Below are 22,950 nucleotides of genomic sequence, written 5' to 3' on the forward strand. Positions count from 1 at the left end.
GTGCAATCACTTGCGCCGTGCGGGTTCATCTTAATCGTCAGGGTCGGGGTTGCAGGCGACAATTGTAAGCGGGCGAGTCACAGGACCGCTGCATCGCCATAGTACTCCGCGTCTTCTTCTTCTTTCAGCGCCGCGACCAGCTTAACTGCGGACTCCCAATGCCTGGCAACATCGCGCCGCGTCTTTTCCCGGCTGCGGCGACCAACCGGCAAATCTCCCGCGATCGCCTTTAAGTCACGCAATACGGAAGCTATGTGCGGCCACGGGAAGTCGGTTGGGTCACCAATATCCCGATCGGCACCCAGGATTATTTCTAATTTGGCGATGACGCCGACGAGCGATGTAGCCGCGACTTCGGGGATTGAATCCTGAAGCTTCAGAGCTTCGGCCATCGCAAAGACCTCGGCTTGGCAAGCTATGAGATGCTCAGAGTCTAGACCCGTAGTAGACACTGATAGTTGCCACGACATCGGCTCGCCCGCGGTCAATACCTGAATTCCGGTATTGGCGAGCATTCGCGCCTCCATCCGCTGCTGAATTCGACACAACAGCAATGAGGCATATCGAGCTCGTTGCCACTCCCTCCATAGTCCCAAAGCGGAGTCTGTGGCTTGGGACTCCGGCCTCTCGAGCTCATCGCGTTGGCGGCCGATGACGAAAGGCAAAGTCGTGGTATTGTCGGAATCAACCATGATCCGAGCTCCAAACAGCTTGGGTTGTGGTCAGGCCGAGCGACGTGTTCGTGCACGTTGTTCGGCCGCAAATCGAAAACCACAATTTACGTACATACCGTACATTACGGACATACTCATTGTCAAACACGCCGGATGCTATTGATAACAAAACTGAGCGCTTCGAGCTGCGGCTTACGAGCGACTTGCTTGCCCGCGTTGACGAATGGCGCCGAAATCAGCCCGATCTTCCCACCAGATCGGAGGCTTTCCGCCGACTTGTAGAAGCTGGTCTAGGCTCTAAGACAACCGGTAAGCTAGGCGGCACATGACTCAAGAGGAGTTGGCAGAGCGCTCCGGTCTGACCGCCCGCTATATAGGTGCCATTGAACGCGCTGATGTTTCGGCAAGGCACGGTTCTTGGGCGCATCGCCGACGCGCTAGGAATGGAGCCGGAAGCACTCATTCGCAACGCGAAAAGCGGTCATTCTGAATAGGCCCACGCATACGCCGCTCGCGAGCGCGCCGTAAACAGTGCTGTAGCGAGCGAGCGGCGGGTTTGCGCCTCTTTTGGTTGTTCAATTGGTTTATGGCGTTTGCCAAAAGGGGACGTTTCCGATAGGCCGCAATGAGCTCGAGGCGATCGCGGCGAGCACCGCTTGCCGCTTCGGCAAAATCGGTTCATCGGGAGCGAACTGAGCGCAAGCCAAGGGCGTATATGCAACGGTCACCGCCATCACGAGTTCTCTCGCCAGTTCGCTATCAGCCATGTCGTCGGTCGCCGTGCAGGCCAGTTCGCCGATCCTCATGTCATGAAACTCGTTGTTACTGTTTTCAGCTTTTATGATGGCGCGCAGTTTAGCCAGAGCCGTGACCCGATCGACAAGCTGCGTTTCGGGATCGTGCAGCAGTTGCAAGCCGTGAACCTCCTCGAGGCGCTTTTCATCTGGCCATTCCCTTGGCAGCACGCTTTGATCGCGGCATTGCTGGCCGCCCACCAAACTCGGCTGCGGAGTATACCTCCTCCGACGGTTTTCGATCCGGTGGGAAGCCCATGTCGTGCCACCCTTCGACCGCAAACGAGCCCTCTGCAGCTTCCACGGCTTTTATTCGGGCGCGATCCAGCACTTCCTTTGCCGCTGCAATACCGCGCGCCCAGCGCCGCCCGATCACATTATGATTGATTGCGGAATTCACACGCTTGTCGCACTCTTCGCGCTTCGTAGCTTTCGAGGAGGAAAGGCTATGTTGTATCCCGGCCAAGTCGTCACGAGTGACGAACTCGACATGCTCACCCGCGTCTACAAGACCATCAGCCAGGAGCGGCATATTCCGGCTGACAGCCCACGATGCGAGAAAGTGGCGGTTCACATTTTCAAGCTCTTCATGAACGGGCTCACGGACGAGGATGAACTGCTGTTTGCTGTACGTAACCGCGGCCCTCTTGTACCGGCCCACCAGATCGAGCAGGTACACGTGAGCTAGTCGGTATGCGCTCCGGCACCGGCTTCCGCGCTTTATGCAGCAGCGTAATCAGCAATTCGTCCCACTCCCGCTCATAAGCGGCGGGGCAACGCGCTTCATACTCCGTCATTTGCCCACTCCAAGCAGGCCGTTACTGCGGGCTCTGGCGAGCGCAGCCATTCGCTGGCCATGGGCAGCCTGGGATCTGGTTCCAAGAATTGATGACACGCTCAAAACGTCCGCTTTGCGCCTGATGTCGGCCATTGGAGCCAGCTTGCCCCCGCCCGTAAGCAGACATCGCTGCTCAAAAAGTTAGGCATGGGAGCCGCGGGAGGCGAGAAAAAGCGGCAGCCGGCGTTCTGTACGGGCCACGTCTCGCCGATGACGCTCTTGACGTTGGCTCCTCCAATATCAGAACCACGCCGCCGATACTTGACATCGATTTCCCATCGAAGCGCCCGGGCCGCAGATCAGTCGCAGGACCGATAGGCTGCTCGTCACAAGCTTTGACCCAACCACTCGGCAGCATGCTTGCTCTCCTCGTCGTGCAGTCTGGCCTTGCGCCTCCCTGGCTAACCAAATACGACCCCTAGCTCACTTTGACCCACTTCGATGATATAGCCGTCTGGATCGCGAATGTAGCAGCGCGTCTCGCCGTACTTCTCCATCGGCTCGGTAATGAATTCAGCACCTCGGGCTTGCCATAGTTCATGGCAGCCGTGGATATCGGCAACGCGAATGTTCAGAAAGCTGCTGGCTAAATTGGGATCGCCGGGAACATCAAGCATGACGGACGGTTTGTCGGGGGTAGGCCCACCCCCGACGTTTACGATCAGCCAAGTATTCGCGATCTGAATGTAGCCGGGCGCACCACTGCTATCTCCCAGGCTCAGAATGCGGCCTCCGAAGACCTTCTCGTAAAACCGCGCCGAACGACCGATGTCGGCCACTGTCAAAAAATGCGCGACGGTAAAGCCCTTTTGCGGGGGCATTGCATAGATTTGATCCGCTACGATTGCTTGGGTCATCCGGGACTCCCATTGAGACAAGGTTCAAATCTTCGCGACCTTCCTTGGCTGCCGATCCTGCGCGGGCGTCTCCTTTGCAAATCGGCAGTTGTGAGCAGCCCGTGGCAAGGGAACGTCGCAGTGCCGACCGAAGCACCTACCAAGTCGCGGCCCTTCAGACCCACGAAGCACGGCTATACGTGGCCGCTATTGCAGGGCGGAATTTGCACACGGGATCATTTCTCCTCCTGGGCGACAGGCAGTAGAGAACCGGAGATAGCCGAAATGATCGTTCTGACGGTTAGCCACAGGATAAGCAGGTTGACGCCAACAAAAACCGGCAGAGCAAGGACCGTCGCAACATTCGTGTCGCCTCGAACAGCCAGCTTTTCAATTGACGTTGCCAATGCTGTGGCCCCGAAGCTGACACTCCAAAGTCCGGCGGAGAAGCGTCGTAGGATCCGTGAGAGAATGGCGCCAACGACAATTGCTTGCAGAAGCGCGTAACCCACGAGGGAGTGGACGAACACGTCTCCAGCGGTACCCGACAAATCAGCGTAGGCCAGTGAGCACACCGCCGGCGGCGCCAGTTGGACACCCATCGTCGATCGGATCTGGCTGGCTAGCGGCTCACCAAAATAGAGCCGGCCAAACAATAGCGATTCGGTCGCCAGCCATGAGAAGAGTCCCGCCCCTAACGCCAGCTCGGCCCAGTCAAACCAGCCAAATGTCGACAAGCCAATACTCAGGACAAAAGAGGCCGCGGCAACCGGCAAATATAGGGCAGGGGTCGCGTCGGACATCGAAATCGTCCCCCGCCAGATCATTTGGGTCCGCCAGATGCCGTAGCTTGCTGCGAGCACACCTCCCGTAGAAAGCAGCACGACTGCCCCAATCTTGCTGTAGGGCAACATGCTCACTGCAGTGAGCATCATGCCGACGCCCGCCAGACCAGGGAAGCAATTCTGAACGGGATTGGCGAGCTCTGCTCGCAGCGCCATTGGAGCCAGCGACAACTTCAGAATGTAGAGCGTCAGAAGGACTGCCCACAGACACGCCGCAAGCAACACCAATGCCACAACAATCCCCTCCGGAGCCGCCCAGAGCTGATGCGCTAACTGCCACGAACCAGCGAAGGAACTTGTCCCCAGGCCGATCGCAAAGAACGAAGCGGGAAACCGCGCTATCAGAGATTTTTCCATGGGCGGAGGGATCATCCCCTCGTGCGCGGATGCCACCGCTTCGTCCAACGCCAACCCACTCAGTGGTGTGATGCCTTCAGATATGGACGGCTTTTCCATTGTTGCTCCTCACGGTTTCCGGCTCGTGGTGATAGGGGATTGTCACAGCACACCCGGTGCCCGGCCGCAGTCGCGATTGGACCGCTCGCAGTGCTTCGTCAGCTTGTTGCGGGCAATCGCAATGTCACGGTTGTGCCCATCCCGAGTACGCTCTCGATATGGACGCTTCCTCCGGACTCTTCGGCGAAACGTTTCACCATCGGCAGGCCGACACCGCCAAAGCCACCGCCCTTTGTCGTGAAGAAGGGATCAAATGCCCGGACCACTGTCTCGCCGGTCATTCCAATTCCGCTGTCCCGAATGCGAATGGCGACCTGACGAAGGCTTTCCGGGGCAAAGGCGTCGATTGAGATCAAACCGCCGTCAGGCATTGCGTCACGAGCGTTGAACACAAGGTTCAGGACCGCGTTCTGCAAGCCTGCCCGATCGCACCTTACCAAAGGGAGGTTGGAATCTACCCGAAACTCAAAACGAACATTTTCATATCGAGCACTTCGGACAAGAGATTCGATCTCGACCAGGCACACGCTTATGTTCGCATGCTCGACATTGCCCTGAATCTCCCGGGCCGTCTTGATCGTCTGCCTGACAAGGCCGCCCGCTCGATCCAACGCGGTTCTGGCACCGGCAATTACAATATCAATTCCCGGAACCGCTGAGATGCTGGGCTCGCGAGCCAGATGGTTCAACGCAGAGGAAGCCACCTGGATGAGATTGCCGAGGTCATGGACCACCCCCGCCGTGGATAACTGCGAACGCACGCGACCCCCAGGAACGACGCCTGGGCTGAGAGACACGTCATCATCCATCTCTGGTCCTGACATTCCATTCCTCCGTTTGCCCGGTCGACAGTTCTTGCGTCAGTCCCAGCCACACAGCGCCACTTGTGCTGCAATCCAGCAATGAATCTGACGCCAGACACGGCTCTTGCTTGGCCCCGCTTCAAAGAACTCCTGCGTACAGGCCCGCCCCGATCGCGACGCAGAGCGCGCCGCTCGCGCGACTGAGGGGAACTGACGCAGAGCGCTGCAAGGCGAGCGCCAATCCGATTCCGATTGCTTGCAAGACCGCGGTGGCAGACGCAAATCCCGCAACGAATTCAACCCCATTCACGGTCTCAGGCAACTCAGTTCCATGGGCGTGACCATGCAGCAGCGCAAAAAGAGCAATGATGGCAGCTCCGATCCATACCGGCGGATTTACCGCCGACGCCACCATGAGCCCCAGGATGATCACCGAAGCCAGGATGCCGGGCTCCACCAACGGCACAGTGATGTGCGCCAGGCCAAGAGCGCCGCCAATCAGCATCACCACAAGGAAGGTCAACGGCCACACCCACAGCGCACGGTTTCCCTTGGCGGCGGCCCACATCCCGACGGCCACCATGGCCGTGATGTGATCGAGGCCCGTGAGGGGATGACCCAACCCTGCGTTAAAGGAAACGACGGAATCAACGCCGGGGTGGGCAAAGGTTGGCGTTGCCAAGGCGAGGGTTACAGTTATCAAAATCAGGATCAATCGCATGTCTGTCTCCTCAGTGAAGCACACGAGCGGCGTTCGGCCGGGTAGTGGACCGAACAACACCCAGGGAACATCTCCAACCCTCAAAGGTGCGGGTTGTGCGGCGACCCCAGGTACGGGAACTCGGCAAGCAGGTCGCGGTGCGGCCCCACTCCATCCCCCGGAACCCCGCCGTTCGTGAAAATGGCCATAAAGAAATCCGCGGCATCGTCAGTCAGGCTTCTGCCGTTTTCCGGGAATGACGCAGGTCGTGACGGGTCGTAAACGAGAATGTCGGGAAGCAGTGTTCTTGCCACGCGCTCTGCTTCAGCAGGCCGGTATCCTCCCGAGTGCTCAAGGGTGTGCGCGAACGTCTTGATGAACTGGTTGTCGTCTGCCGGCTCGGCAGAGAGATAGTCCTCTCTCTGCTCGCCGGGCAGGAACACTGCCTGCTGGGGTCGAGCACCACGTTCAACCTGTATCCAACGGTCGCCCTGTCTGTCCAAAATGCGGGCCCACAGACCAATGGGCTTGGAACCCAGCGCGGAATTGGCTACTTCCAGCACGATGCTGCAGATATCCTTGTCGGCAAAGAAATCAGCCCCCGTGAACTGCAAATCGGCGACGGCCCCGAGAGTATCGAAGAAAAACGGTTCGCTTCGCCAACCCGCGAAGAAACGGTAATCGCCTGCTTCCGTCACCTCGGCATCGCTTCCTGTCGAGACTGGTGCCGCCATAACGATGACCTCCCCGCCGTCGTCGACCCCAGCCGCCAAGGCGCCTTCCACACGACGCATGGAGGCGATCTGCCTTCCTTCCGATAAGGACGCAAAATTTATTCGATACGCGACATCGGCGACCGCATCGCCGTTTGTGTCGATCTTCAGCTCGTACACCGCGTCGGGGGCGAATGGCTCTACGGTTGTGGAATGTGGATCAATCACCGTCGAGGATGGATGCACATTCATGATGAGGATCGACTTGCTCGCGTCTCCCGGTTTGGGGAAAGCATAAATGTCAGTGAGGTCCAAACGTGCGTCTCCACGAGGAAAGCCAAAGTCAGGGCCTGAATAGTGATGAGACATTATCATGTTCTCCGAATTTTGAACCAAAGCGGAAGCCGAAAGATACATTTATCCCTGACACGAGATTACCATCTGCAAAATCCTGACCACGATAACACCCATCCGTCACTTCAGCAGAACAAACTGTGGCAGCGCCACGAGCCAGAATATATTGGACGATGGTATCTCCAATACTTTGGTCTCGGTCGCATCGGCGGGCCCGCGATGGTACTTTTGGTGGTGAAGGCATCCTCGGTGAAATGTTGGCGAGCGGTGCAGCCCGCGACGCTGACGAAGAAGAGGGAACATGGCTCGCTTGCTATCGGTCAATGTGGGATTGCCGCGCGGCATTCCATGGCAAGGCAAAATCGTCGACACCGCCGTTTGGAAAGCGCCAGTCGAGGGCCCCTGCCAGGTGCGTCGGCTCAACATCGATGGCGACGGGCAAGGAGATATCGCGGGGCACGGTGGCGAACAACGCGCCGTGCTGGTTTATCAAATCGACTCTTATCGGTTCTGGCAAAGCGAGCTAGGTCGAAACGACTTCGTTTACGGGCAATTTGGCGAGAATTTCACGGTCGATGGCTTGCCGGATCGTGAGGTTTGCATTGGCGATCGCTACCGCATCGGCAGCGCGCTGTTGGAAGTGACGCAGCCGCGCGTCACCTGTTACCGTGTTGGCATCCGGATGAATGAGCCGCGTATGGCCGCGCTGCTGGTCGCGCACGGCAGGCCTGGCTTTTACCTGCGCGTACTGGAAGAAGGCCAGGTTCAGGCGGGAGATGAAATCACTCGGGTGGAAGTCGGCCCAGAGGCGATGACGGTCTCCGAGGTGGACGCGCTGCTTTACACGCCCAGCCATCCGCGGAGCCAGCTTGAGCGCGCACTGCGCATTCCCGCGCTGAGTCCTGGTTGGCAAGGATCCTTCCGAGCACTTCTCGCACAAGGGGAGAAGGGAACCACGACGGGAAATGCCGGTCTGGACCCTGTCTCCGGACGGACACCAGCATGGCCGGGGTTCCGGCCGCTGAAGGTGGCTCGCAAGGTCCATGAAAGCGGGACTGTGGTTTCATTGATCCTCGAGCCTACGGATGACTCTCATCTGTACGCCGCCATCCCCGGCCAATTCGTCGTGCTGCGCCTCGCGGTTTCGGCCGACGGGCCGGCTGTTATGCGCAGTTACTCTTTGTCGAGTGCACCCGGGGATCGGTGCTATCGGGTAAGCGTAAAGCGGGAACCGCATGGCGAGGCGAGCACGTTTATAGACGAGAGCGTCCAGGTTGGAGATTTCCTGGACGTGAGCGCGCCACGGGGCAATTTCATTCTCGGGGACGAGGATCGCCCGATAGTGCTGCTGAGCGCCGGAGTAGGCGTTACGCCCATGATGTCGATGCTTCACGCATTGGCAGCCCGAGCGTCGACGCAAGAAGTTTGGTGGTTCCATGGGGCCCATTGCGGTCGCGAGCATCCTTTCGCCGAAGAGGCCCGAAACCTGCTTGAGGCCTTGACGCGCAGCCATTCCCACATACGCTACAGTTCGCCCGATCGCGAGGACAGGTTAGGTGTCGATTTCGACGCTATCGGACGCTTGGATGTGCGCGCACTCCAAGATCTGGGTGTGCCGCCAGATGCCGACTTCTACATCTGCGGACCATCGGTGTTCATGAGTGGCATGACTGCCGGTCTTGCCACATGCGCCGTCGCCCCTGCAAGAATCCATACCGAAGTGTTTGGCCCAGGTCCTTCGACGACGCCCGGGATAGCCAGCGATCCATCGCGATCGCCGCATCCGCTGGTTGAAGCTCCCAACGCGGGCCCCCGTGTTTCTTTTGCCCGGAGTGGCTTGAGCGTCCGCTGGGGATCACGGTTTCAGAGCTTACTTGAACTTGCCGAAGCCTGCGACGTGCCCACGCGATGGTCATGCCGAACTGGCGTCTGCCATGCTTGCGAGACGGGACTCGTCACTGGGACCGTCACCTATAGCCCCGAGCCAATCGACCCGCCGGCGACGGCCAATGCGCTGATTTGCTGCTCGCAGCCCGATGGGGACGTCGTTCTCGACCTTTGATCTGCCCCGGGGAATTTCGACACCGGAGCTATCGCTCGCAGCATTGGAAATCTCCGCGCGTGGCCACTGCGTCGGCAGCGGGCCACCGGTCTGTTCCGCCACCATGAACTGCGCGTAGCAGTCGGGCCAGTTGTTCGTCACGCTGGCCGCCAGTCCGCCTTTCATGCTCGACATGTGCCGAAGCCGCCCGCCGCAACGCAGCGGCAAGCTCCGAAAACTCAAGAATGTCGTGTCCTGCGCGTCCTCGCGACCAGGCAATCGGTGCGTGATCTCCTGCAACAGCCACCATTGCCATCGGGATCGGCGAATGTGGCAAAAGACGAATAGCTGCGCGCCTCTGGATCTCGGCCGCCGATAGGTGGCTGGCCTGGGCCGGCCCGATGATACACCTCGCTAGCGTCGACCCCACGCGCCACGAGTTCAGCGCGTGCCGCTTCGATGTCGGGGACGACAAGGTAAATTACCTTCGCGGACCCAGGCTCGGCCGAAGTCAGGCCCTTGCCGAAGTGCACGCAGCACGCTGAGCCCGGAGGGGTGAATTGAACAACGCGGAATGCATTGCCGACGACAAAGTCCGCATCGAGCCTCCAGCCCAGACGGCTGTAGAAGCTCTTGGAGCGATCGACGTCGGAGACACCGATGACGATGGCCTCCAGCTTCATCTCGATGGTGGCCCTTTTCGCAATTTCAGTCGCAGTTGCAACGCTCATTGCATCATTACTCACGTCAATCTCCTCGGGTTGGGCCTTCGGACACTTTGGACGTGCGAAAACGAAGACCGGTCAACTGCATCAATCGAGCCATGGCGTCGCCGAATGCCATCCTCCGGCCGTCATACCCGCCTAGCCCGGCGGACTGAGCCAACGCCGGTTCGATACGCTGGTCGCGCTCCCATGCTTGCGCCGTGCCTGGAAGCGCACCGACGATTCCGACACGTGCAGTCGCGGCAACCAGCTGGCGCTCCGAGGGAGTCAGCAATCTCGTTCCTGCCACCTTGGGCTCTATCGTTAGGCTCGCTTGAGACACCATCCGACCCCAATGGAGATAAATCCATTGCACGTTGGTATAGGCAACCGCCGGCGACGCCGATTACAGTCGAATCTCGGCAACTCCTGGCGAAGAGGCGCCTTGGACATTAGGGACTCCAAAAGGCCGGTACCCGCACCAATCTGGGCATTTGTCCGGCAGCCCATTCCAAAGTATCGGCGATACCATCGAACAATGGTGAACTCGCAGAAACGTTGATACTTCACACTCCATCTGGACTTGCTCCAGTGAATCCATGGTTGGGTAAACATTGTGGTTACCGATATTGCTGGTGACGCATATCAACAAAGGAAGGAGTTTATCATGAATATCAGAGGTGTGTGCTTGGGAGCGGCGTTTTCTCTTTCGGCGTCCAGCGGGATTGCTGCTGCGGGGGCTCTTGACGTCATTGACCCAATCAACCAGCTGCAGCCCCTTCATACCGGTTCGATCAGGGAAACGGGACACACAAGTCCCGTCATGAGATCGCGGTTCAGGGCGGCGCTGGCCACTCTCCCGAACACGAAGCGCGAGGCGATGATGAGGGAATGCCAGGACGCTGGAATGACGAAGCCCTATGCGGAGTTCTGCGCCGACTTGAATGCGCTTGCCGGCTCGTGATCTTCCAAGCCAGGGCGCGATCCCTGTTCGAGCCGAACGATGGCGGGCCGAGTGCCCGCCATTTGTTTGCGTGGAGGGTTCCATCCAGTGACATTAGGGATGGGACTGTTTACCTCTGCGTCAGCTGGGTAAACGGGGGCAACTGATCCACGTGGCGTTTGAACACTTCCCCATGCGGTAATCGTCCCATGTGAAGCGTGATCTGGCGCAGACAGTTTGGCTATTGAGCACCGCTGAGCCGCGCAGCCATGTTCACCAGGTCCGCGAGCGAGCGAGCTCTCATCTTACGCATGGCCTGACCGCGGTGTGCTTTCACGGTTATTTCGCTGATGCCCAACTCAAACCCGACCTGCTTGTTCAACAGACCGGAGACGACCAGTGCCATGACCTCCTGTTCGCGACGGCTGAGCGACGCGTGCCGATCCCTGAGCTCGTGCAATTCCGAACCAAGAGCGAGTGAGGTCTTGCTCCATTCCAGCGCTGACTCAACCGCCGCCAGGAGCTCTTCGTCACTAAATGGTTTTGTTAGAAATTCCACCGCACCGGCCTTCATTGCCTTAACGCTCATTGGCACGTCGGCATAGCCTGTGACAAAGATGATCGGCATGTCGGTGCGACCGACAGACAAAAGCTTTTGCAGGTCAAGCCCGCTGAGATTGGGGAGATTGATGTCAAGAATCAAACAGTTTGGAACCAGCGCCGGGGGGCAGTTGAGAAATTGCTCCGCCGAGGCGAACGTCTCCGGCCGCCAGCCTGCGGAGCCGATCAGCGACTCAAGAGATTCACGTACCGAGATGTCGTCGTCAACGACGAACACGACAGGCGTTCCTTGTGACATGGATGCCGACTTTGCCCCAACGCCCAGTTCAGTCGCCAAATTCGGATGCATCGCAGAGTATCCTTCTCGCACATCGTTAACAACCACCGCGTTCAAGGTGCACGTAGTGCCGAGCTAAGCGCCGCCTGAAGGGCTCGGTCACTGAAAGGCTTGAACAGACACTCAACCGCACCCTGCTCCATCAGACGCGGCCGGACCGTGCTATCCTTCCACGCTGTTATGTACACAATCGGAATTAGCTGTCCGCGACGCGCCAGCTCAAGTTGCAGTTCAGGCCCCGTCATTTCGGGCATCGCTACGTCAAGAATCAGGCACCTGGTCTCATCAACGCTATCCGATATGAGAAACTCATTTGCTGAAGAGAACGTCTTCACGCTGAAACCGAATTCCTTGAGCAAATCTGGCAAAGATTCGCGCACGGACCGGTCATCGTCGACCACAGAAATTAGTACATGCGCAGTCTTCATCTAACCCCCACTGATTTTTTATCATTATGGGCCACATCCATATCTTGCATCAGCAGGGCCGCGGAAAACTCGGGCACGGAAAAAGAAAACGTAACCCCTGGCCCATCATTTGCGGCTGCCCACAGGCGCCCACAGTGACTGTCGATAATGGATCGACTGATGGACAATCCTATTCCCATGCCGTCACTCTTGGTGGTGTAGAAAGCTTCGAAGAGACGGTGGGAGCCGTCTGGACCGAATCCAGTGCCCGTGTCCTGTACCGACAGCCGCACATGACCGTTCGCCTCCGGCTCGGTCCTGATCATGACCTGCCTGGGACGATCTTCGATCTCGCTCATGGCGTCGGCCGCGTTGCGCAACAAGTTCATGATCACCTGCTGGAGTTGGACTCGATCCCCCGCGACATGCGGTAGCCCTTCGGCCAGTTGGGATTGCAGAACCACGCGACTGTCACGAATGTCTCCTGACGACAGTGCCAGCACCTCGCGCACGGCCTCATTCAGATCCACAGCCTCTATTATCGGAGCCCTCTTGCTAAAAAGCGCGCGCAGCCGAGCGATTACATCCGCCGCCAGGTTGCCGTCGCGTATCGTACGACGCGCCGTCTCGAGCGCGCCGTCGATATTCGGCGGATTGGCGGCCAGCATGCGCAGGCACGTGCTAGCGTTGGTGACAATGCCGGATAGCGGCTGATTGACTTCGTGCGCAATTGACGCCGTCAAGGTTCCAAGGCTTGAAACCTTCGATACGTGTGCAAGTTCAGTCCGGGCCTTCCCAAGCGCCTCCTCTGCGCGTCTGTACTCTGTCACGTCTTGAACCGCGGCGAGGCACTCCAGCCGATCGTCTTGACGACACACGACGCGGCCGAAGGTGCGCAGGAATTTAACACTATGGTCCGGCATTCGTATTCGGATCTCATAGCCCAGATTACCCTCACCGGCGCGAACCCGTGCCATGTGCGTTGATAGGGATGGAATGTCGTCCGGATGGATTCGGTCGAGAATTTGGTTCATCGTCACTGGATGCGCAGGGTCAAACTCGAAAATGCGATAGAGCTCCTCGGAAAACGCGATTTCATCCGTATCCACACGCCATGAAAACGCTCCGGTCGAACTCAGACGCTGAGCTTCGGAAAGCAATGTCTCGGTCCGCCTGAGTGCGGCCTCGGTCAGCGAGCGCTCGATGGCGATGCTGGCTATCTGCGTGGCATGCGCAATAAGATCTTGCTGGTGTGGTGATGGCGACGAGGGCTTTCGCTGAATGATGCAGAAGGTGGCCAGCACTCGCCCTTCCTTGGAACAAACCGGGGTGCTCCAGACCGACCTATATCCGTGTCGCAGCACATGGGACCTAACTGGCGAGTTATACCAGCGAGGATCCCGCTCAATGTCCTCGGTGACGACCTGTACTTTCTCAACGGCCGCTATGCCGCATGGCAGCAAATCACCGCTCAGAGGCGTACCCGCGATCGGATCGCTGTAGGCTGAAGGCAGGGAAGGAGCCACGGCGTAGGCAATTGTCAGGCTATCCTGATCGAACATGTGAACATCACAGAAGCAGTCAGGGGCAGCCTCTTCGACGAATGTGCACAAGGCGCTTAGAACATCACGCAGTGAACTGCCCGACGCGATCATCTCGAGCAGTCGCTTTTCACCCGCCAGAAAGGCTTCTGCCTGTTTGCGACCATCAATATCGTGGCTCACACCATACCAGCGCATCACTTTGCCGGCGTCGTCCCGGATCGGTATGCGACGCGCCATGTGCCAGCGATACGTACCGTCGGCCGCCTGCACTCGGTACTCTAGCTCGAACGGTTCTCCGGTCGCGATACATTCGAGCCATTTGTTCTCTTCAGCTTCGACGTCCTCTGGATGGATTCTATTTCTCCAACCACCATTTGCGATGTCTTCGGAAGAAAGCCCGGTGAAAACGCGTCCCCGCTTGTTGCTGGAAATTTGTGAGCCATCGGCGCGGAAAGCTCCAACCAGCGCCGGGATACCGTCGATCATCCTTTGAAGCTCGCGCTCAGCATCGATGACCTTCTCCTCGGCGCGCTTGCGTTCGTCGATGTCGGTATTGGCACCGTACCACTTGATAATCTTGCCGTATTCGTCTCTCGACGGGTTGGCGCGGATCAGAAACCAGCGATAGGTTCCGTCAGATCGACGCACTCGTGCTTCGGCTTCGCCTGGTACACCCGCGATCATCAACGCCTGCCATTTGGCGGTCAGTTCATCCAGGTCATCGGGATGCATTATGGCGGTCCATCCCCAGCCCTGTGACTGCTCGGCAGACAGACCGGCGTAGTCAAGGTAATGCTGGCTGAAAAACTCGACATAGCCATCGGGGCGGGTCAACCAAGCGAAGGCCGGAATGGTGTCGACAATCAGCTGCAGATCGTGCCGGCTCGTCGCAAGAGCTTCCTTGCTTTCTCGCAGGGCTTCTTCTGTCCGCCGGCGTTCTTCAATTTCCAGCATCAGAGTTCTATTCGCGGCGACGAGTTCGCTCGTTCGCTCTGTAACCCGCTGGTCGAGCTCTTTGGCGAGGCGGTTCTGATCTCTTGCCTGCCGTGCCCCCTGGAGCGCAATGCTCGCCTGGTTGGCAGCAACACTCAAAAGCAGTTGATCGGACTGGCTGGGAAAATCGGCCTTGGCTGAACCCACAACCAGGACTCCAGCTTCCCCCTCAAGCCCCAGTCGCGCCACCGCCAGAAAAACACCACCCACTCCGACATCCATTCTGGCGCTGGACGGCCAATTCGATTCCGTCTCTCCAAGCAGATGATCGAGGGCTTTGCCTATCTCGCTCATCCCCAATGCACAGGCCTGGCCGACCCGAACGATTTCATTCGGGCATGCGCCATCTGTGTCGAACAGCCGTGCATAAACGAAATCAACGGGCAACATGGCGCTTAGCACGTCAAGCAATGTGCTTGCGATGTGAACAGGATCCTCGCCCACCCAGATCGCTGGGAGAGCTAGCAGGCTTACCAAGTCGTTCATCGAGCGCTTGAGCCGTTGATTTTCCTCCCAGGAGGTCTCCACCGGCGGCTCCATGCTAAAGGTCCATTTCTGGCTGAAGCAGCTGTCCGGCTCTGCGTTGGCGCAGTTCCTGAAGGAAATTTTCCGGCGGTACAAAGAATGGATTGTGCTGCAGTATGCCGCCTATGACGATCATGGGATGCGTCCGCATGATATCGACGACCGCGTCGCCGCCGAACTTCGCAAGATCGTACACACAGATGACCGCGTCCTCGTGACGCGACCATACCTCGTTCACCCGCGCTTCGAACTCTACCAGATCGTCAATGTGCGATCTGACCTCACAAGCCCAGTCCATATGGCAGACAATGCGACTAAGTGGAAAATCGCCTCTGACGTTGCCGCTCGCCAGCTGTTCGAAGATCTCCAACATTCGATCCTGATCGAAACGACCGTCCCGAAGGTAGGCTTCGGTATTGGTGCGAAATTCAAGCTGGCCGCTTTGTTCCGCCGCCGTTGTATCAACGCCCGCCGCTGCCAGGCGATGCAAATGCTTGCAGCGCTCGCCCGGATTGACGACGTGGATGACTTTGTCACCGCGCTCGAAGCCATCCTTCATGAAGGGAAGCAACACCCGAGACGCCTCGTCGTCGCCGTTAAAGAATGCGCAGGCGTGCCGCATTTCGCCAAGTTCGGATCCCGCGAAGGGAATGGCTGGCGTCTTCTTATGCATGTTTGCCTCACGGGACGCAGCTCCGCCCCGTCCCACCATGCACGCGGCCAATACCAAGGTCCATTATGCGTTGGTGTCGGTTTGATGAGGGACATCGGGTTGCGACGGTGTCTCCAGCCGTAGCGGTCGGAACCCGCACCGGGGTACTCATTGTTCCATGGTGTCGCCGATACCTTGGAATAATGGATTTTGATTGTTCTTCCGCTCTTGTTGGCCCTGGGTCTCATGTTAGTGAAGGTTTTCGAAATGCGCTCAGACATTGTTCCAGGGTCCAATTTCCCGGATTACGAGTTGCCGGATCACACGGCCGTACGGCGAAAGCTTTCCGATCTGCAGGGAGAAGACCCAATGGTGGTGGTTCTCGGCAGAGGCGGGTTTTGTCCTCGGGACCGTCGGCAGACCGAAGGGCTCGTACGGCTCTATGGTGAAATGGAAGTCGGATATTGCAGGCTCGTGACCATCACGACGGACAATCTTCTGGAAACGAACGAGTATCGATTGGGGGCTGGCGCCCATTGGCCTTTTCTTTCCGACCCGCGGCGCATCATCCAAAAGGACCTTGATATCGCGGAGTACACGGACCCCCTGCACAATCCTATGATTCCTCACGTGGTCGTCTTGGAGCCTGGCCTGGTCGTCTACAAGATCTACAATGGCTACTGGTTCTTCGGTCGACCCACATTGGAAGAGCTCCGCCAGGACATGCGCGCGGTGACTATGAAATCTCGGATGGATTGGGATATTTCGAAACCCGAACTCAGGTCGGCGTGGCAAATGGGCAAAAGGGAGCTTTTCTATCCCTACCAGAAGCCAAGTTCGAAGATTGCGGCAGAGCATTGAATTGCGTTGAAGGCGAGGCAGCGCGCTTTGGCATGGGCTCGGTCGGCCGACGGTCCTCCGGCCTTCGCCGGGCAGCGGCTGGTACATGCGGGACGAAGCCGCCACCCTATGGAGGTCGCGGCCACCCGCCTCGCGGTAGGAGATCGGAAATCCAACTACCGCTATGATGCGGTAGCTGATTGGCGGGCCCGGATCACGTTGCGCTCACGTCGGTGATGGCCCCGAGCAAAGGCCTCCCGCGCTTCCTGAGGCAGGTTGTGACCGATGCCGCCACTGATCAGCCGGTGCTCATATTTGCCCCGAGAACATCCGCGCGTAGGCGCTGGCTTCCGGATGCAGCGCACCGTTGGCGTAGTCTTCGAGCGTGATTGTCGACGCGGCGATCACAGGCGCCTGCGCGAGCCGCTGCTCCAGCGCGTCGCATCGCGTTTCGCCGTTCGAAATGACCTGTTGCCAATTGGGTGCAGGCCCGATTGTCGCTCTCTGCGATCTCAGGGCTGCGTCGGGGTCGGCATTTGCCGAATGCGAAGGTCTGACCCATAGCTGACTTTCGCCTGGACCAGAGCAGGAACTTTTGCGCCGCTCTCCAGTCGCCAATCTTGGCTCACATTCGGGAAAGCGGCCGTTTAGCTGTGTCGGTGGACGATTACGTCCAGAATATTGTGGCCGCTGGCCGCAGAGGGCTCGCCATAAACGCATGTCTTAATTTCCAACGTCATTTTTGGCAAAGCCGATATAGGCATACGGCCCATTCCAGCGCGAAGTGTCGCGTCCAATTAGCAGGCAACGGTCACGCGCGCGCTGGTTTCGAGTGCCATTACACAGAGCCGTGCGCTCGCCACGGCGAGGCCAGTTCAGGCGGGTAGACATGGAACAGAATGACCCTTCCGCGGTTTGCCGGCAGCGTTACAGTGATGGTCGCCGTCCGGTCTCTCTCGCACGTCGGCGAATAGTCGCTTTACGGAGCTGGTTAAGCGCTCTGACGATTTCAGCCTGTTCCTCGGGATCGAACACCCGTAGCACATCAACCATTCAGTCTCACTGGACGGCCCAAGGGAATGGCCGTAGCGTGTTGAAATCCCGGAAACTTCGGCAAACCGATACCAAGGTATAATGCGCGCGAAAGATCGAGTGGCGCATTCTGGGATCGAGGAGATTTTCGATGCTGACAGCAGACGGGCCGATTGCGCCGACCGACCCGCGCATTGCCGAGGAGATCGAACGACGCGTCGCAGAGCGGACGGCCGAGCTCTCCGCCATCAGTGAGGATTTGCGGCGCCAGCTTTCCGTGCGGCACCGTGACAACGAAAATCCGCACCTCCGGGAAATCTTGCTGAAATCCTTCATCGACGGCATTGGGGCACCGGTCACGCTATGCGCGCCAACCGGCGAAATGGTGGCGGTCAACCGGTTCGGCCAGGAATATCACCGCAAATCCGTCGAAGAGATCATGGACTGGACCTCGGGCGAAATGATATTCGCCGCTGATTTGCCGCGTGTGAAAGCGGCATGGCAGCGATCGATCGAGAGCGGCGAGCCCTATGATGTCGAGGTCCGTGCCCGCCGGGCCCACGGACCCTATCGCTGGATGCGTCTCCATGGATTTCCGGTTCGCGATTCCGATGGCAGCATCCTGCGGTGGTGCGTGCTGCATCTGGATATTCATGACAGCAAGTCGGCCGAAGAAGCTCTCGCGGCCAGCGAGCGCAATCTCAAACTGACCATCAACACGATGCCGGCGATGGCCTGGACCGCCGATACGAGCGGGAATGTCGAGTTCTTCAACGACAATTTCCTGGATTATGTCGGCCTGCCGCTCGACCGCATGCTCGACGACAGCTGGAAGCAGGCCGTACACCCCGACGATGTCGATGATCTGCTTGAGACTTGGAAAGTCGTCATGGCCGCCGGCCGGACCGGCGAGACCGAGGCGCGACTGCGGCGCTTCGACGGCACCTATCGCTGGTTCCTGATGCGGGTCAGCCCCCTGCGCGATGAATCCGGAAAGGTCGTGCGGTGGTACGGCATCAACACCGACGTCGATGCTTGGCGGCAGACCGAACGGCAGCGGCAGCAGGCGGAGGATTCGCTGCGCGCCAGCGAATTGATGCTGCGATCGATGCTGGACAGCATCGCTGCGCCGATCGGCTTCTTCAATTCCGACGGCGAACTGGAGGCGGTCAATCATCTGGTCGGCGATTATTTCGGCAAGAGCTTCGAGGAGGTCTCCCAGTGGGAGAACATCGTGCATCCGGATGATCTGGTCGCCTCGCAGGCCGCCTGGCAGCGGGCGATTGACACCGGCGCGGCCTATGAGCACGAGGCCCGCATCCGCCGCGCGGACGGCGAGTATCGTTGGAATGACCATCGCGGCTATCCGATGCGGGACGCCGAAGGCCGCATCGTGCGCTGGTGCGTACTGCAGATCGACATTCACGACCGGAAGCAGGCCGAGGCCCGTCTGGCCGCAAGCGAACGGAATCTCGATCAGATCATCAGCGGGATTCCCGGTTTGGCATGGACCGCTCTTCCCGATGGCCATGCAGACTTCTTGAATCAGCATTATCTCGACTATGTCGGACTTTCACTTGAACAGGCGCGGGGCGTCGGCTGGATGCTGGCCCTTCACCCGGACGATCTGGAGCATTTGATCGCCGATTGGCGCGCCATGATGTCGGAGCGTCGTGGCGGAGAGTCCGAGGCGCGAATCCGCCGATATGATGGGGAATATCGGTGCTTCCTGTTTCGCGCCAGCCCGGTGCTGGATGATGCAGGCAACGTCGTACGCTGGTTCGGTGTTAATACAGACATCGAAGACCTGAAGCGCGCCGAAGCGGCCATGCGGGCGAGCGAGCTCAATCTGCGACAATTGACAGAAACCATTCCCCAGATGCTCTGGAGTGCTACGGCGGATGGCTCGATAGACTACTGCAACAAGCGGCTGCTGGAGTTCACCGGCTTCACCCCCGAAGAAGCGATGGGTACCGGCTGGGCGAAGATGCTGCACCCGGACGACGTCGAGCCAACGGTGAGGGCTTGGCTGCACTGCATCGCAACCGGTGATCCCTATCGGGTCGAGGTGCGGACGCTGCGGGCGTCGGATCAGACCTATCGATGGCTGTTGACCAGTGCGCTGCCGCTGCGCGACGCAGACGGCCGCGTCCTCAAATGGCATGGTGCCTGCGCGGACATGCACGACTGGAAACAGGCCCAAGACGAGCTTCGTGATGCCCAGGCCGAGCTCGCGCATATGACGCGGGTAATGACCATGGGCCATCTCACCGCTTCGATCGCCCATGAACTCAATCAGCCGTTGGCCGGCATCATCACCAATGCCAGCACGTGCTTGCGCATGCTGGCAGCCGATCCACCCAACGTGACAGGTGCGCGAGAGACCGCACGACGAACCATACGAGACGGCAACCGGGCTGCGGATGTGATCGCCAGGCTGCGGTCGCTCTTCAGCAAGAAGGACCCGGTCATCGAAGCGGTGGATGTGAACACGGCCACGCAAGAGGTTATAGCGCTGACGTTGACTGAGTTGAAGAAGGCCAACGTGAGCTTGCGCGTGCAACTGGCCGAGGCGCTCCCATCTGTGGAGGGAGACCGTGTCCAGCTTCAGCAGGTGATCATGAACCTGATCTTGAATGCCATGCAGGCCATGGACGGTATCGCCGACCGGTCCAAGGAGCTGGTCGTGGCGACGGAGCGCGACGGTTGCGACGCCGTGCGCGTCGTCGTCCAGGATGCAGGCGTGGGTTTCGAGGCCGCAATCGCCGAGAAGCTCTTCCATCCGTTCTATACGACCAAGAGGCACGGCATGGGAATCGGTCTCTCAGTCAGCCGATCGATTGTCGAGAACCACCAGGGCCGGCTCTGGGCCGAGCGGAATGACGGTCCTGGCGCTACGTTTATTGTCTCAATCCCGTCCGGGGACGCTGGCGACGGTCCGGAGGTGAACGCATGACGCAACGCCGGAGGTTCATCGCAGTGATCGATGACGACGAGTCGGTACGCGAGTCGGTTCCGGACCTGCTGCGCGAGTTCGGTTACGAGGCGGGCGGATTTTCGTCGGCTGAAGAGTTTCTAGCATCCGATAAGCTCAGGCAGGCTGAGTGTCTGGTGCTCGATATCGCGATGCCGGGAATGTCCGGGCTTGATCTCCAGCGCGAACTGAGCCGGCGGCAGCTGCAGATTCCGATCGTTTTCATCACAGCGCATGGCGATGGGTCGGTACGGCTCCGACTTCATGAGCGCGGCGCTGTCGATTGTCTGCTGAAACCGTTCAGCGATACCGCCCTGATGGAGGCGCTGCAGGGCGTGCTTCGATCGAAGTGATTCGCCTGTCTTGTGTCTGCAAGGAAAGGGAGGCTTAAAATGCATGGGCGCGTGGAGATCAACGTGCCGGGTGCAGCGGCGGTGGACGGCCATGCCGGATGCTACTCAGACAGTCTATATGGTGGATGATGACATCTCCGTCCGCGAGGCACTGGAGGAGCTAAGCGGGTTGGCGGCCGACCGCCTTCAACCCTCATGTCGGCGGTTCTCACCGCTTGGCTGATAATTTTTTAGGTTATCGGGCCCGTCTGAACATCTGCCTGGCCGGGTCGGCTGAGAATCGCGAATTCATCGGTCCACAGATTAGGGTCATAGCGCTCGACGTCCGGATCGCTGCCGAGGTGGCGGCGGCGCGTCGCCCCCAACGACAGGAGCTTCTTGCAGAGCGTCTCTTCATGAGTTGCGCGGTCTGCCCAGAAAGCGAGGCGGGGAGCTCAGGCAGCGCCGAGGCCCGTGTCCTGGGCATGCTGCACGATCCGCGATTGCAGGCGGTCGGGATGAGCCGTCGCCATGCGGAAGCCACCGGACCGCCGTAATCCTGCATGAACAGGCTGTAACGGGAGAGTCCCAGAACCTCGGTGAAGCGGGTAATGACCTCAGCTAGGTGGTCGAAAGTGTAGCCAAACGCGTTCGGGGCAGGCGCAGCGCTATGGCCGAACCCGGGATAGTCCGGCTCGACCAAATGATAACGGTCCGAGAGTCGCGCAAGCAGCGGCTGATACATGCGCGGCGACGACGGCAATCCGTGGAGGAGCAGGATCACCGGCGCATCGCGGTCTCCTGCTTCGCAGTGGAAGATCGGAAGACCATCGACCGAAAATCGTGCGGTAAATGATCGGATGCGCCATCGGATCACATCCCGCTTACGTCGATGATGGCCTGTGTGAAGGCTTGCGGCGCTTCCTGGGGAAGGTTGTGGCCGATGCCGCCCGCGATCAACCGATGCTCGTACTTGCCGGAGAACATCTTCGCATAGGCGCTGGCTTCCGGATGCGGCGCACCATTGGCGTCGCCTTCGAGCGTGATTGTCGGTACGGAGATAACGGGCGCCTCAGCGAGCCGCTGTTCCAGCGCGTCGTATCGCGCCTCGCCTTCCGCCAGCTCGAGCCGCCAGCGGTAATTGTGCATCACGATATCGACATGATCCGGATTGTCGAAGGACGCGGCACTGCGCTCGAAGGTGGCGTCGTCAAAGTTCCATTGCGGCGAGGCAAGCTGCCAGATCAGCCTTGCGAAATCACGCGTGTATTTCTCGTAGCCCGCCCGGCCACGGTCGGTGGCGAAGTAGTACTGGTACCACCATTGAAGCTCAGCCTTGGGCGGCAGCGGCGACTTGCCGGCCTGCTGGTTGCCGATCAGGTAGCCGCTGACCGAGACCATCGACTTGCAGCGCTCCGGCCACAGCGCGGCAATGATGTTTGCCGTGCGGGCACCCCAGTCGCAGCCGCCTATCGTGGCCTTCCCGATGCCGAGCGCATCCATCAGGGCGATGACGTCGGATGCGATTGCCGCCTGCTGGCCATTGCGCGGCGTTTCGCCTGACTGGAACCGCGTCGTGCCATAGCCACGCAGGTGAGGTACGATCACGCGATATTCCTTGGACGCCAGCAATGGAGCGACGTCGACGTAAGTATGGATATCGTAGGGCCAGCCGTGCAGCAGGATGACAGGCGCGCCGTCGGCTGGTCCCAGTTCGACATAGCCGACATTCAGGACGCCGGCGTCGATCTGCTTCGGTGCGCCAACCAAGTTGGGTGTTGTCTGCATCGCTGACGCGGTCGTCTTGTCGGCTCCGCCGGGTGCGGCCTTCGCGGCCGTGGTCACACCGAGTTCGGCGATCGCGAGGGTCATTGCCGCCGCGCCGATTATGTGGCGACGGCGCTCATCGATCCTGTCGGAAACACTGTTCATGGTGATGCCTCTCCTGTGGCAGGACTAATCTCAATTTTCTTGGCATGCGTGATCAAGATGCGAGCCGCTGGTCGCCATCAATGTCGCATGTCGCGCCGGGGCGCCCCATCACGACGGCTT

The 22,950-nt window shown here is 59.2% G+C and carries 19 protein-coding genes and 3 pseudogenes; 6 read left to right on the forward strand and 16 right to left on the reverse strand.

Annotated elements, in window-relative coordinates:
- Positions 1-77: 77 nt before the first annotated feature.
- The gene (locus LB538_RS24445; protein WP_224530516.1) at positions 78-515 is read right to left on the reverse strand and encodes a hypothetical protein; all 438 of its coding nucleotides are present in this window, start codon (positions 513-515) and stop codon (positions 78-80) included.
- 484 nt (positions 516-999) lie between these two features.
- On the opposite strand from LB538_RS24445, the pseudogene LB538_RS24450 reads away from it, so the two are divergent.
- Positions 1,000-1,168: pseudogene (locus LB538_RS24450) on the forward strand (helix-turn-helix domain-containing protein).
- A gap of 90 nt (positions 1,169-1,258) precedes the next feature.
- Here LB538_RS24450 and LB538_RS24455 read toward each other — a convergent pair.
- From LB538_RS24455 to LB538_RS24485, 7 genes are all read right to left on the reverse strand, one after another.
- Complete coding sequence (locus LB538_RS24455) at positions 1,259-1,588, reverse strand: hypothetical protein (protein WP_224530515.1); 330 nt, start codon at positions 1,586-1,588, stop codon at positions 1,259-1,261.
- 25 nt (positions 1,589-1,613) lie between these two features.
- Positions 1,614-2,147: a hypothetical protein gene (locus tag LB538_RS24460; RefSeq protein WP_224530514.1), complete on the reverse strand. Its 534-nt coding sequence runs from the start codon at positions 2,145-2,147 to the stop codon at positions 1,614-1,616.
- Between the two features lie 560 nt (positions 2,148-2,707).
- Positions 2,708-3,163 (reverse strand): VOC family protein, encoded by a 456-nt coding sequence (locus tag LB538_RS24465; protein ID WP_224530513.1) that lies wholly within the window; start codon positions 3,161-3,163, stop codon positions 2,708-2,710.
- A gap of 215 nt (positions 3,164-3,378) precedes the next feature.
- Entirely contained in the window at positions 3,379-4,443 is a 1,065-nt protein-coding gene (locus LB538_RS24470; RefSeq protein ID WP_140502873.1) for a dicarboxylate transporter/tellurite-resistance protein TehA, read from the reverse strand.
- Positions 4,444-4,541: 98 nt separating this feature from the next.
- On the reverse strand, positions 4,542-5,252 hold the full coding sequence (locus LB538_RS24475; protein WP_224530512.1) for a sensor histidine kinase: 711 nt from the start codon (positions 5,250-5,252) through the stop codon (positions 4,542-4,544).
- A 133-nt stretch (positions 5,253-5,385) separates the two neighbouring features.
- Positions 5,386-5,967 carry a HupE/UreJ family protein gene (locus tag LB538_RS24480; RefSeq protein ID WP_140502870.1) on the reverse strand — a complete coding sequence of 194 codons (582 nt, stop codon included), beginning with the start codon at positions 5,965-5,967 and terminating at the stop codon, positions 5,386-5,388.
- A gap of 80 nt (positions 5,968-6,047) precedes the next feature.
- Positions 6,048-6,974: a DUF4331 family protein gene (locus LB538_RS24485; protein WP_411909055.1), complete on the reverse strand. Its 927-nt coding sequence runs from the start codon at positions 6,972-6,974 to the stop codon at positions 6,048-6,050.
- A 340-nt stretch (positions 6,975-7,314) separates the two neighbouring features.
- Between LB538_RS24485 and LB538_RS24490 the strand changes: the two genes are divergently transcribed.
- Positions 7,315-9,075 carry an MOSC and FAD-binding oxidoreductase domain-containing protein gene (locus LB538_RS24490; protein ID WP_224530509.1) on the forward strand — a complete coding sequence of 587 codons (1,761 nt, stop codon included), beginning with the start codon at positions 7,315-7,317 and terminating at the stop codon, positions 9,073-9,075.
- A gap of 72 nt (positions 9,076-9,147) precedes the next feature.
- Here LB538_RS24490 and LB538_RS24495 read toward each other — a convergent pair.
- Positions 9,148-9,785 (reverse strand): annotated as a pseudogene (locus tag LB538_RS24495) (VOC family protein); the annotation flags it as partial.
- Positions 9,786-10,425: 640 nt separating this feature from the next.
- Here LB538_RS24495 and LB538_RS24500 point away from each other — a divergent pair.
- The gene (locus LB538_RS24500; protein WP_224530507.1) at positions 10,426-10,722 is read left to right on the forward strand and encodes a hypothetical protein; all 297 of its coding nucleotides are present in this window, start codon (positions 10,426-10,428) and stop codon (positions 10,720-10,722) included.
- 220 nt (positions 10,723-10,942) lie between these two features.
- On the opposite strand, the gene LB538_RS24505 is transcribed toward LB538_RS24500, so the two are convergent.
- The 4 genes from LB538_RS24505 to LB538_RS24520 all read right to left on the reverse strand — a co-directional run bounded on the left by LB538_RS24505 (position 10,943) and on the right by LB538_RS24520 (position 15,741).
- A complete protein-coding gene (locus LB538_RS24505; RefSeq protein WP_140503445.1) occupies positions 10,943-11,560 on the reverse strand; it encodes a response regulator transcription factor in 618 nt (205 codons plus the stop codon).
- Between the two features lie 92 nt (positions 11,561-11,652).
- On the reverse strand, positions 11,653-12,027 hold the full coding sequence (locus tag LB538_RS24510) for a response regulator (protein ID WP_224530503.1): 375 nt from the start codon (positions 12,025-12,027) through the stop codon (positions 11,653-11,655).
- Positions 12,024-15,083: a PAS domain-containing protein gene (locus tag LB538_RS24515; protein ID WP_224530499.1), complete on the reverse strand. Its 3,060-nt coding sequence runs from the start codon at positions 15,081-15,083 to the stop codon at positions 12,024-12,026. Before LB538_RS24515 ends, LB538_RS24510 begins: the two co-directional genes overlap by 4 nt.
- Before the next feature lies 1 nt (position 15,084).
- On the reverse strand, positions 15,085-15,741 hold the full coding sequence (locus LB538_RS24520; RefSeq protein WP_224530498.1) for an MEDS domain-containing protein: 657 nt from the start codon (positions 15,739-15,741) through the stop codon (positions 15,085-15,087).
- Positions 15,742-15,987: 246 nt separating this feature from the next.
- Between LB538_RS24520 and LB538_RS24525 the strand changes: the two genes are divergently transcribed.
- On the forward strand, positions 15,988-16,581 hold the full coding sequence (locus tag LB538_RS24525; protein WP_224530539.1) for a redoxin domain-containing protein: 594 nt from the start codon (positions 15,988-15,990) through the stop codon (positions 16,579-16,581).
- 161 nt (positions 16,582-16,742) lie between these two features.
- Here LB538_RS24525 and LB538_RS24530 read toward each other — a convergent pair.
- Positions 16,743-17,016: pseudogene (locus LB538_RS24530) on the reverse strand (hypothetical protein); the annotation flags it as partial.
- 727 nt (positions 17,017-17,743) lie between these two features.
- Here LB538_RS24530 and LB538_RS24535 point away from each other — a divergent pair.
- Together LB538_RS24535 and LB538_RS24540 are read left to right on the forward strand one after the other, a co-directional pair.
- A complete protein-coding gene (locus LB538_RS24535) occupies positions 17,744-20,548 on the forward strand; it encodes a PAS domain-containing sensor histidine kinase (protein ID WP_224530487.1) in 2,805 nt (934 codons plus the stop codon).
- A complete protein-coding gene (locus LB538_RS24540) occupies positions 20,545-20,919 on the forward strand; it encodes a response regulator (RefSeq protein ID WP_224530479.1) in 375 nt (124 codons plus the stop codon). Before LB538_RS24535 ends, LB538_RS24540 begins: the two co-directional genes overlap by 4 nt.
- Positions 20,920-21,154: 235 nt before the next feature.
- On the opposite strand, the gene LB538_RS29390 is transcribed toward LB538_RS24540, so the two are convergent.
- Together LB538_RS29390 and LB538_RS24550 are read right to left on the reverse strand one after the other, a co-directional pair.
- On the reverse strand, positions 21,155-21,643 hold the full coding sequence (locus tag LB538_RS29390) for an alpha/beta fold hydrolase (RefSeq protein WP_411909058.1): 489 nt from the start codon (positions 21,641-21,643) through the stop codon (positions 21,155-21,157).
- Between the two features lie 128 nt (positions 21,644-21,771).
- Positions 21,772-22,770, reverse strand: coding sequence for an alpha/beta fold hydrolase (locus tag LB538_RS24550; RefSeq protein ID WP_411909056.1), 999 nt, complete (start codon positions 22,768-22,770; stop codon positions 21,772-21,774).
- Positions 22,771-22,950 lie beyond the last annotated feature (180 nt).

It is taken from the genome of Mesorhizobium sp. Ca11, from assembly GCF_020165275.1.
GTDB lineage: Bacteria > Pseudomonadota > Alphaproteobacteria > Rhizobiales > Rhizobiaceae > Mesorhizobium.

What these genes read in the sequence shown, in the direction of transcription:
- LB538_RS24445 (WP_224530516.1), bottom strand. Translation starts at nt 515, where the DNA reads ATGCTCGCCAATACCGGAATTCAGGTATTGACCGCGGGCGAGCCGATG.
- LB538_RS24465 (WP_224530513.1), bottom strand. Translation starts at nt 3,163, where the DNA reads ATGACCCAAGCAATCGTAGCGGATCAAATCTATGCAATGCCCCCGCAA.
- LB538_RS24470 (WP_140502873.1), bottom strand. Translation starts at nt 4,443, where the DNA reads ATGGAAAAGCCGTCCATATCTGAAGGCATCACACCACTGAGTGGGTTG.
- LB538_RS24475 (WP_224530512.1), bottom strand. Translation starts at nt 5,252, where the DNA reads ATGGATGATGACGTGTCTCTCAGCCCAGGCGTCGTTCCTGGGGGTCGC.
- LB538_RS24480 (WP_140502870.1), bottom strand. Translation starts at nt 5,967, where the DNA reads ATGCGATTGATCCTGATTTTGATAACTGTAACCCTCGCCTTGGCAACG.
- LB538_RS24490 (WP_224530509.1), top strand. Translation starts at nt 7,315, where the DNA reads ATGGCTCGCTTGCTATCGGTCAATGTGGGATTGCCGCGCGGCATTCCA.
- LB538_RS24500 (WP_224530507.1), top strand. Translation starts at nt 10,426, where the DNA reads ATGAATATCAGAGGTGTGTGCTTGGGAGCGGCGTTTTCTCTTTCGGCG.
- LB538_RS24505 (WP_140503445.1), bottom strand. Translation starts at nt 11,560, where the DNA reads ATGTCACAAGGAACGCCTGTCGTGTTCGTCGTTGACGACGACATCTCG.
- LB538_RS24510 (WP_224530503.1), bottom strand. Translation starts at nt 12,027, where the DNA reads ATGAAGACTGCGCATGTACTAATTTCTGTGGTCGACGATGACCGGTCC.
- LB538_RS24515 (WP_224530499.1), bottom strand. Translation starts at nt 15,083, where the DNA reads ATGGAGCCGCCGGTGGAGACCTCCTGGGAGGAAAATCAACGGCTCAAG.
- LB538_RS24520 (WP_224530498.1), bottom strand. Translation starts at nt 15,741, where the DNA reads ATGCATAAGAAGACGCCAGCCATTCCCTTCGCGGGATCCGAACTTGGC.
- LB538_RS24525 (WP_224530539.1), top strand. Translation starts at nt 15,988, where the DNA reads ATGCGCTCAGACATTGTTCCAGGGTCCAATTTCCCGGATTACGAGTTG.
- LB538_RS24535 (WP_224530487.1), top strand. Translation starts at nt 17,744, where the DNA reads ATGCTGACAGCAGACGGGCCGATTGCGCCGACCGACCCGCGCATTGCC.
- LB538_RS24540 (WP_224530479.1), top strand. Translation starts at nt 20,545, where the DNA reads ATGACGCAACGCCGGAGGTTCATCGCAGTGATCGATGACGACGAGTCG.
- LB538_RS29390 (WP_411909058.1), bottom strand. Translation starts at nt 21,643, where the DNA reads ATGTATCAGCCGCTGCTTGCGCGACTCTCGGACCGTTATCATTTGGTC.
- LB538_RS24550 (WP_411909056.1), bottom strand. Translation starts at nt 22,770, where the DNA reads ATGACCCTCGCGATCGCCGAACTCGGTGTGACCACGGCCGCGAAGGCC.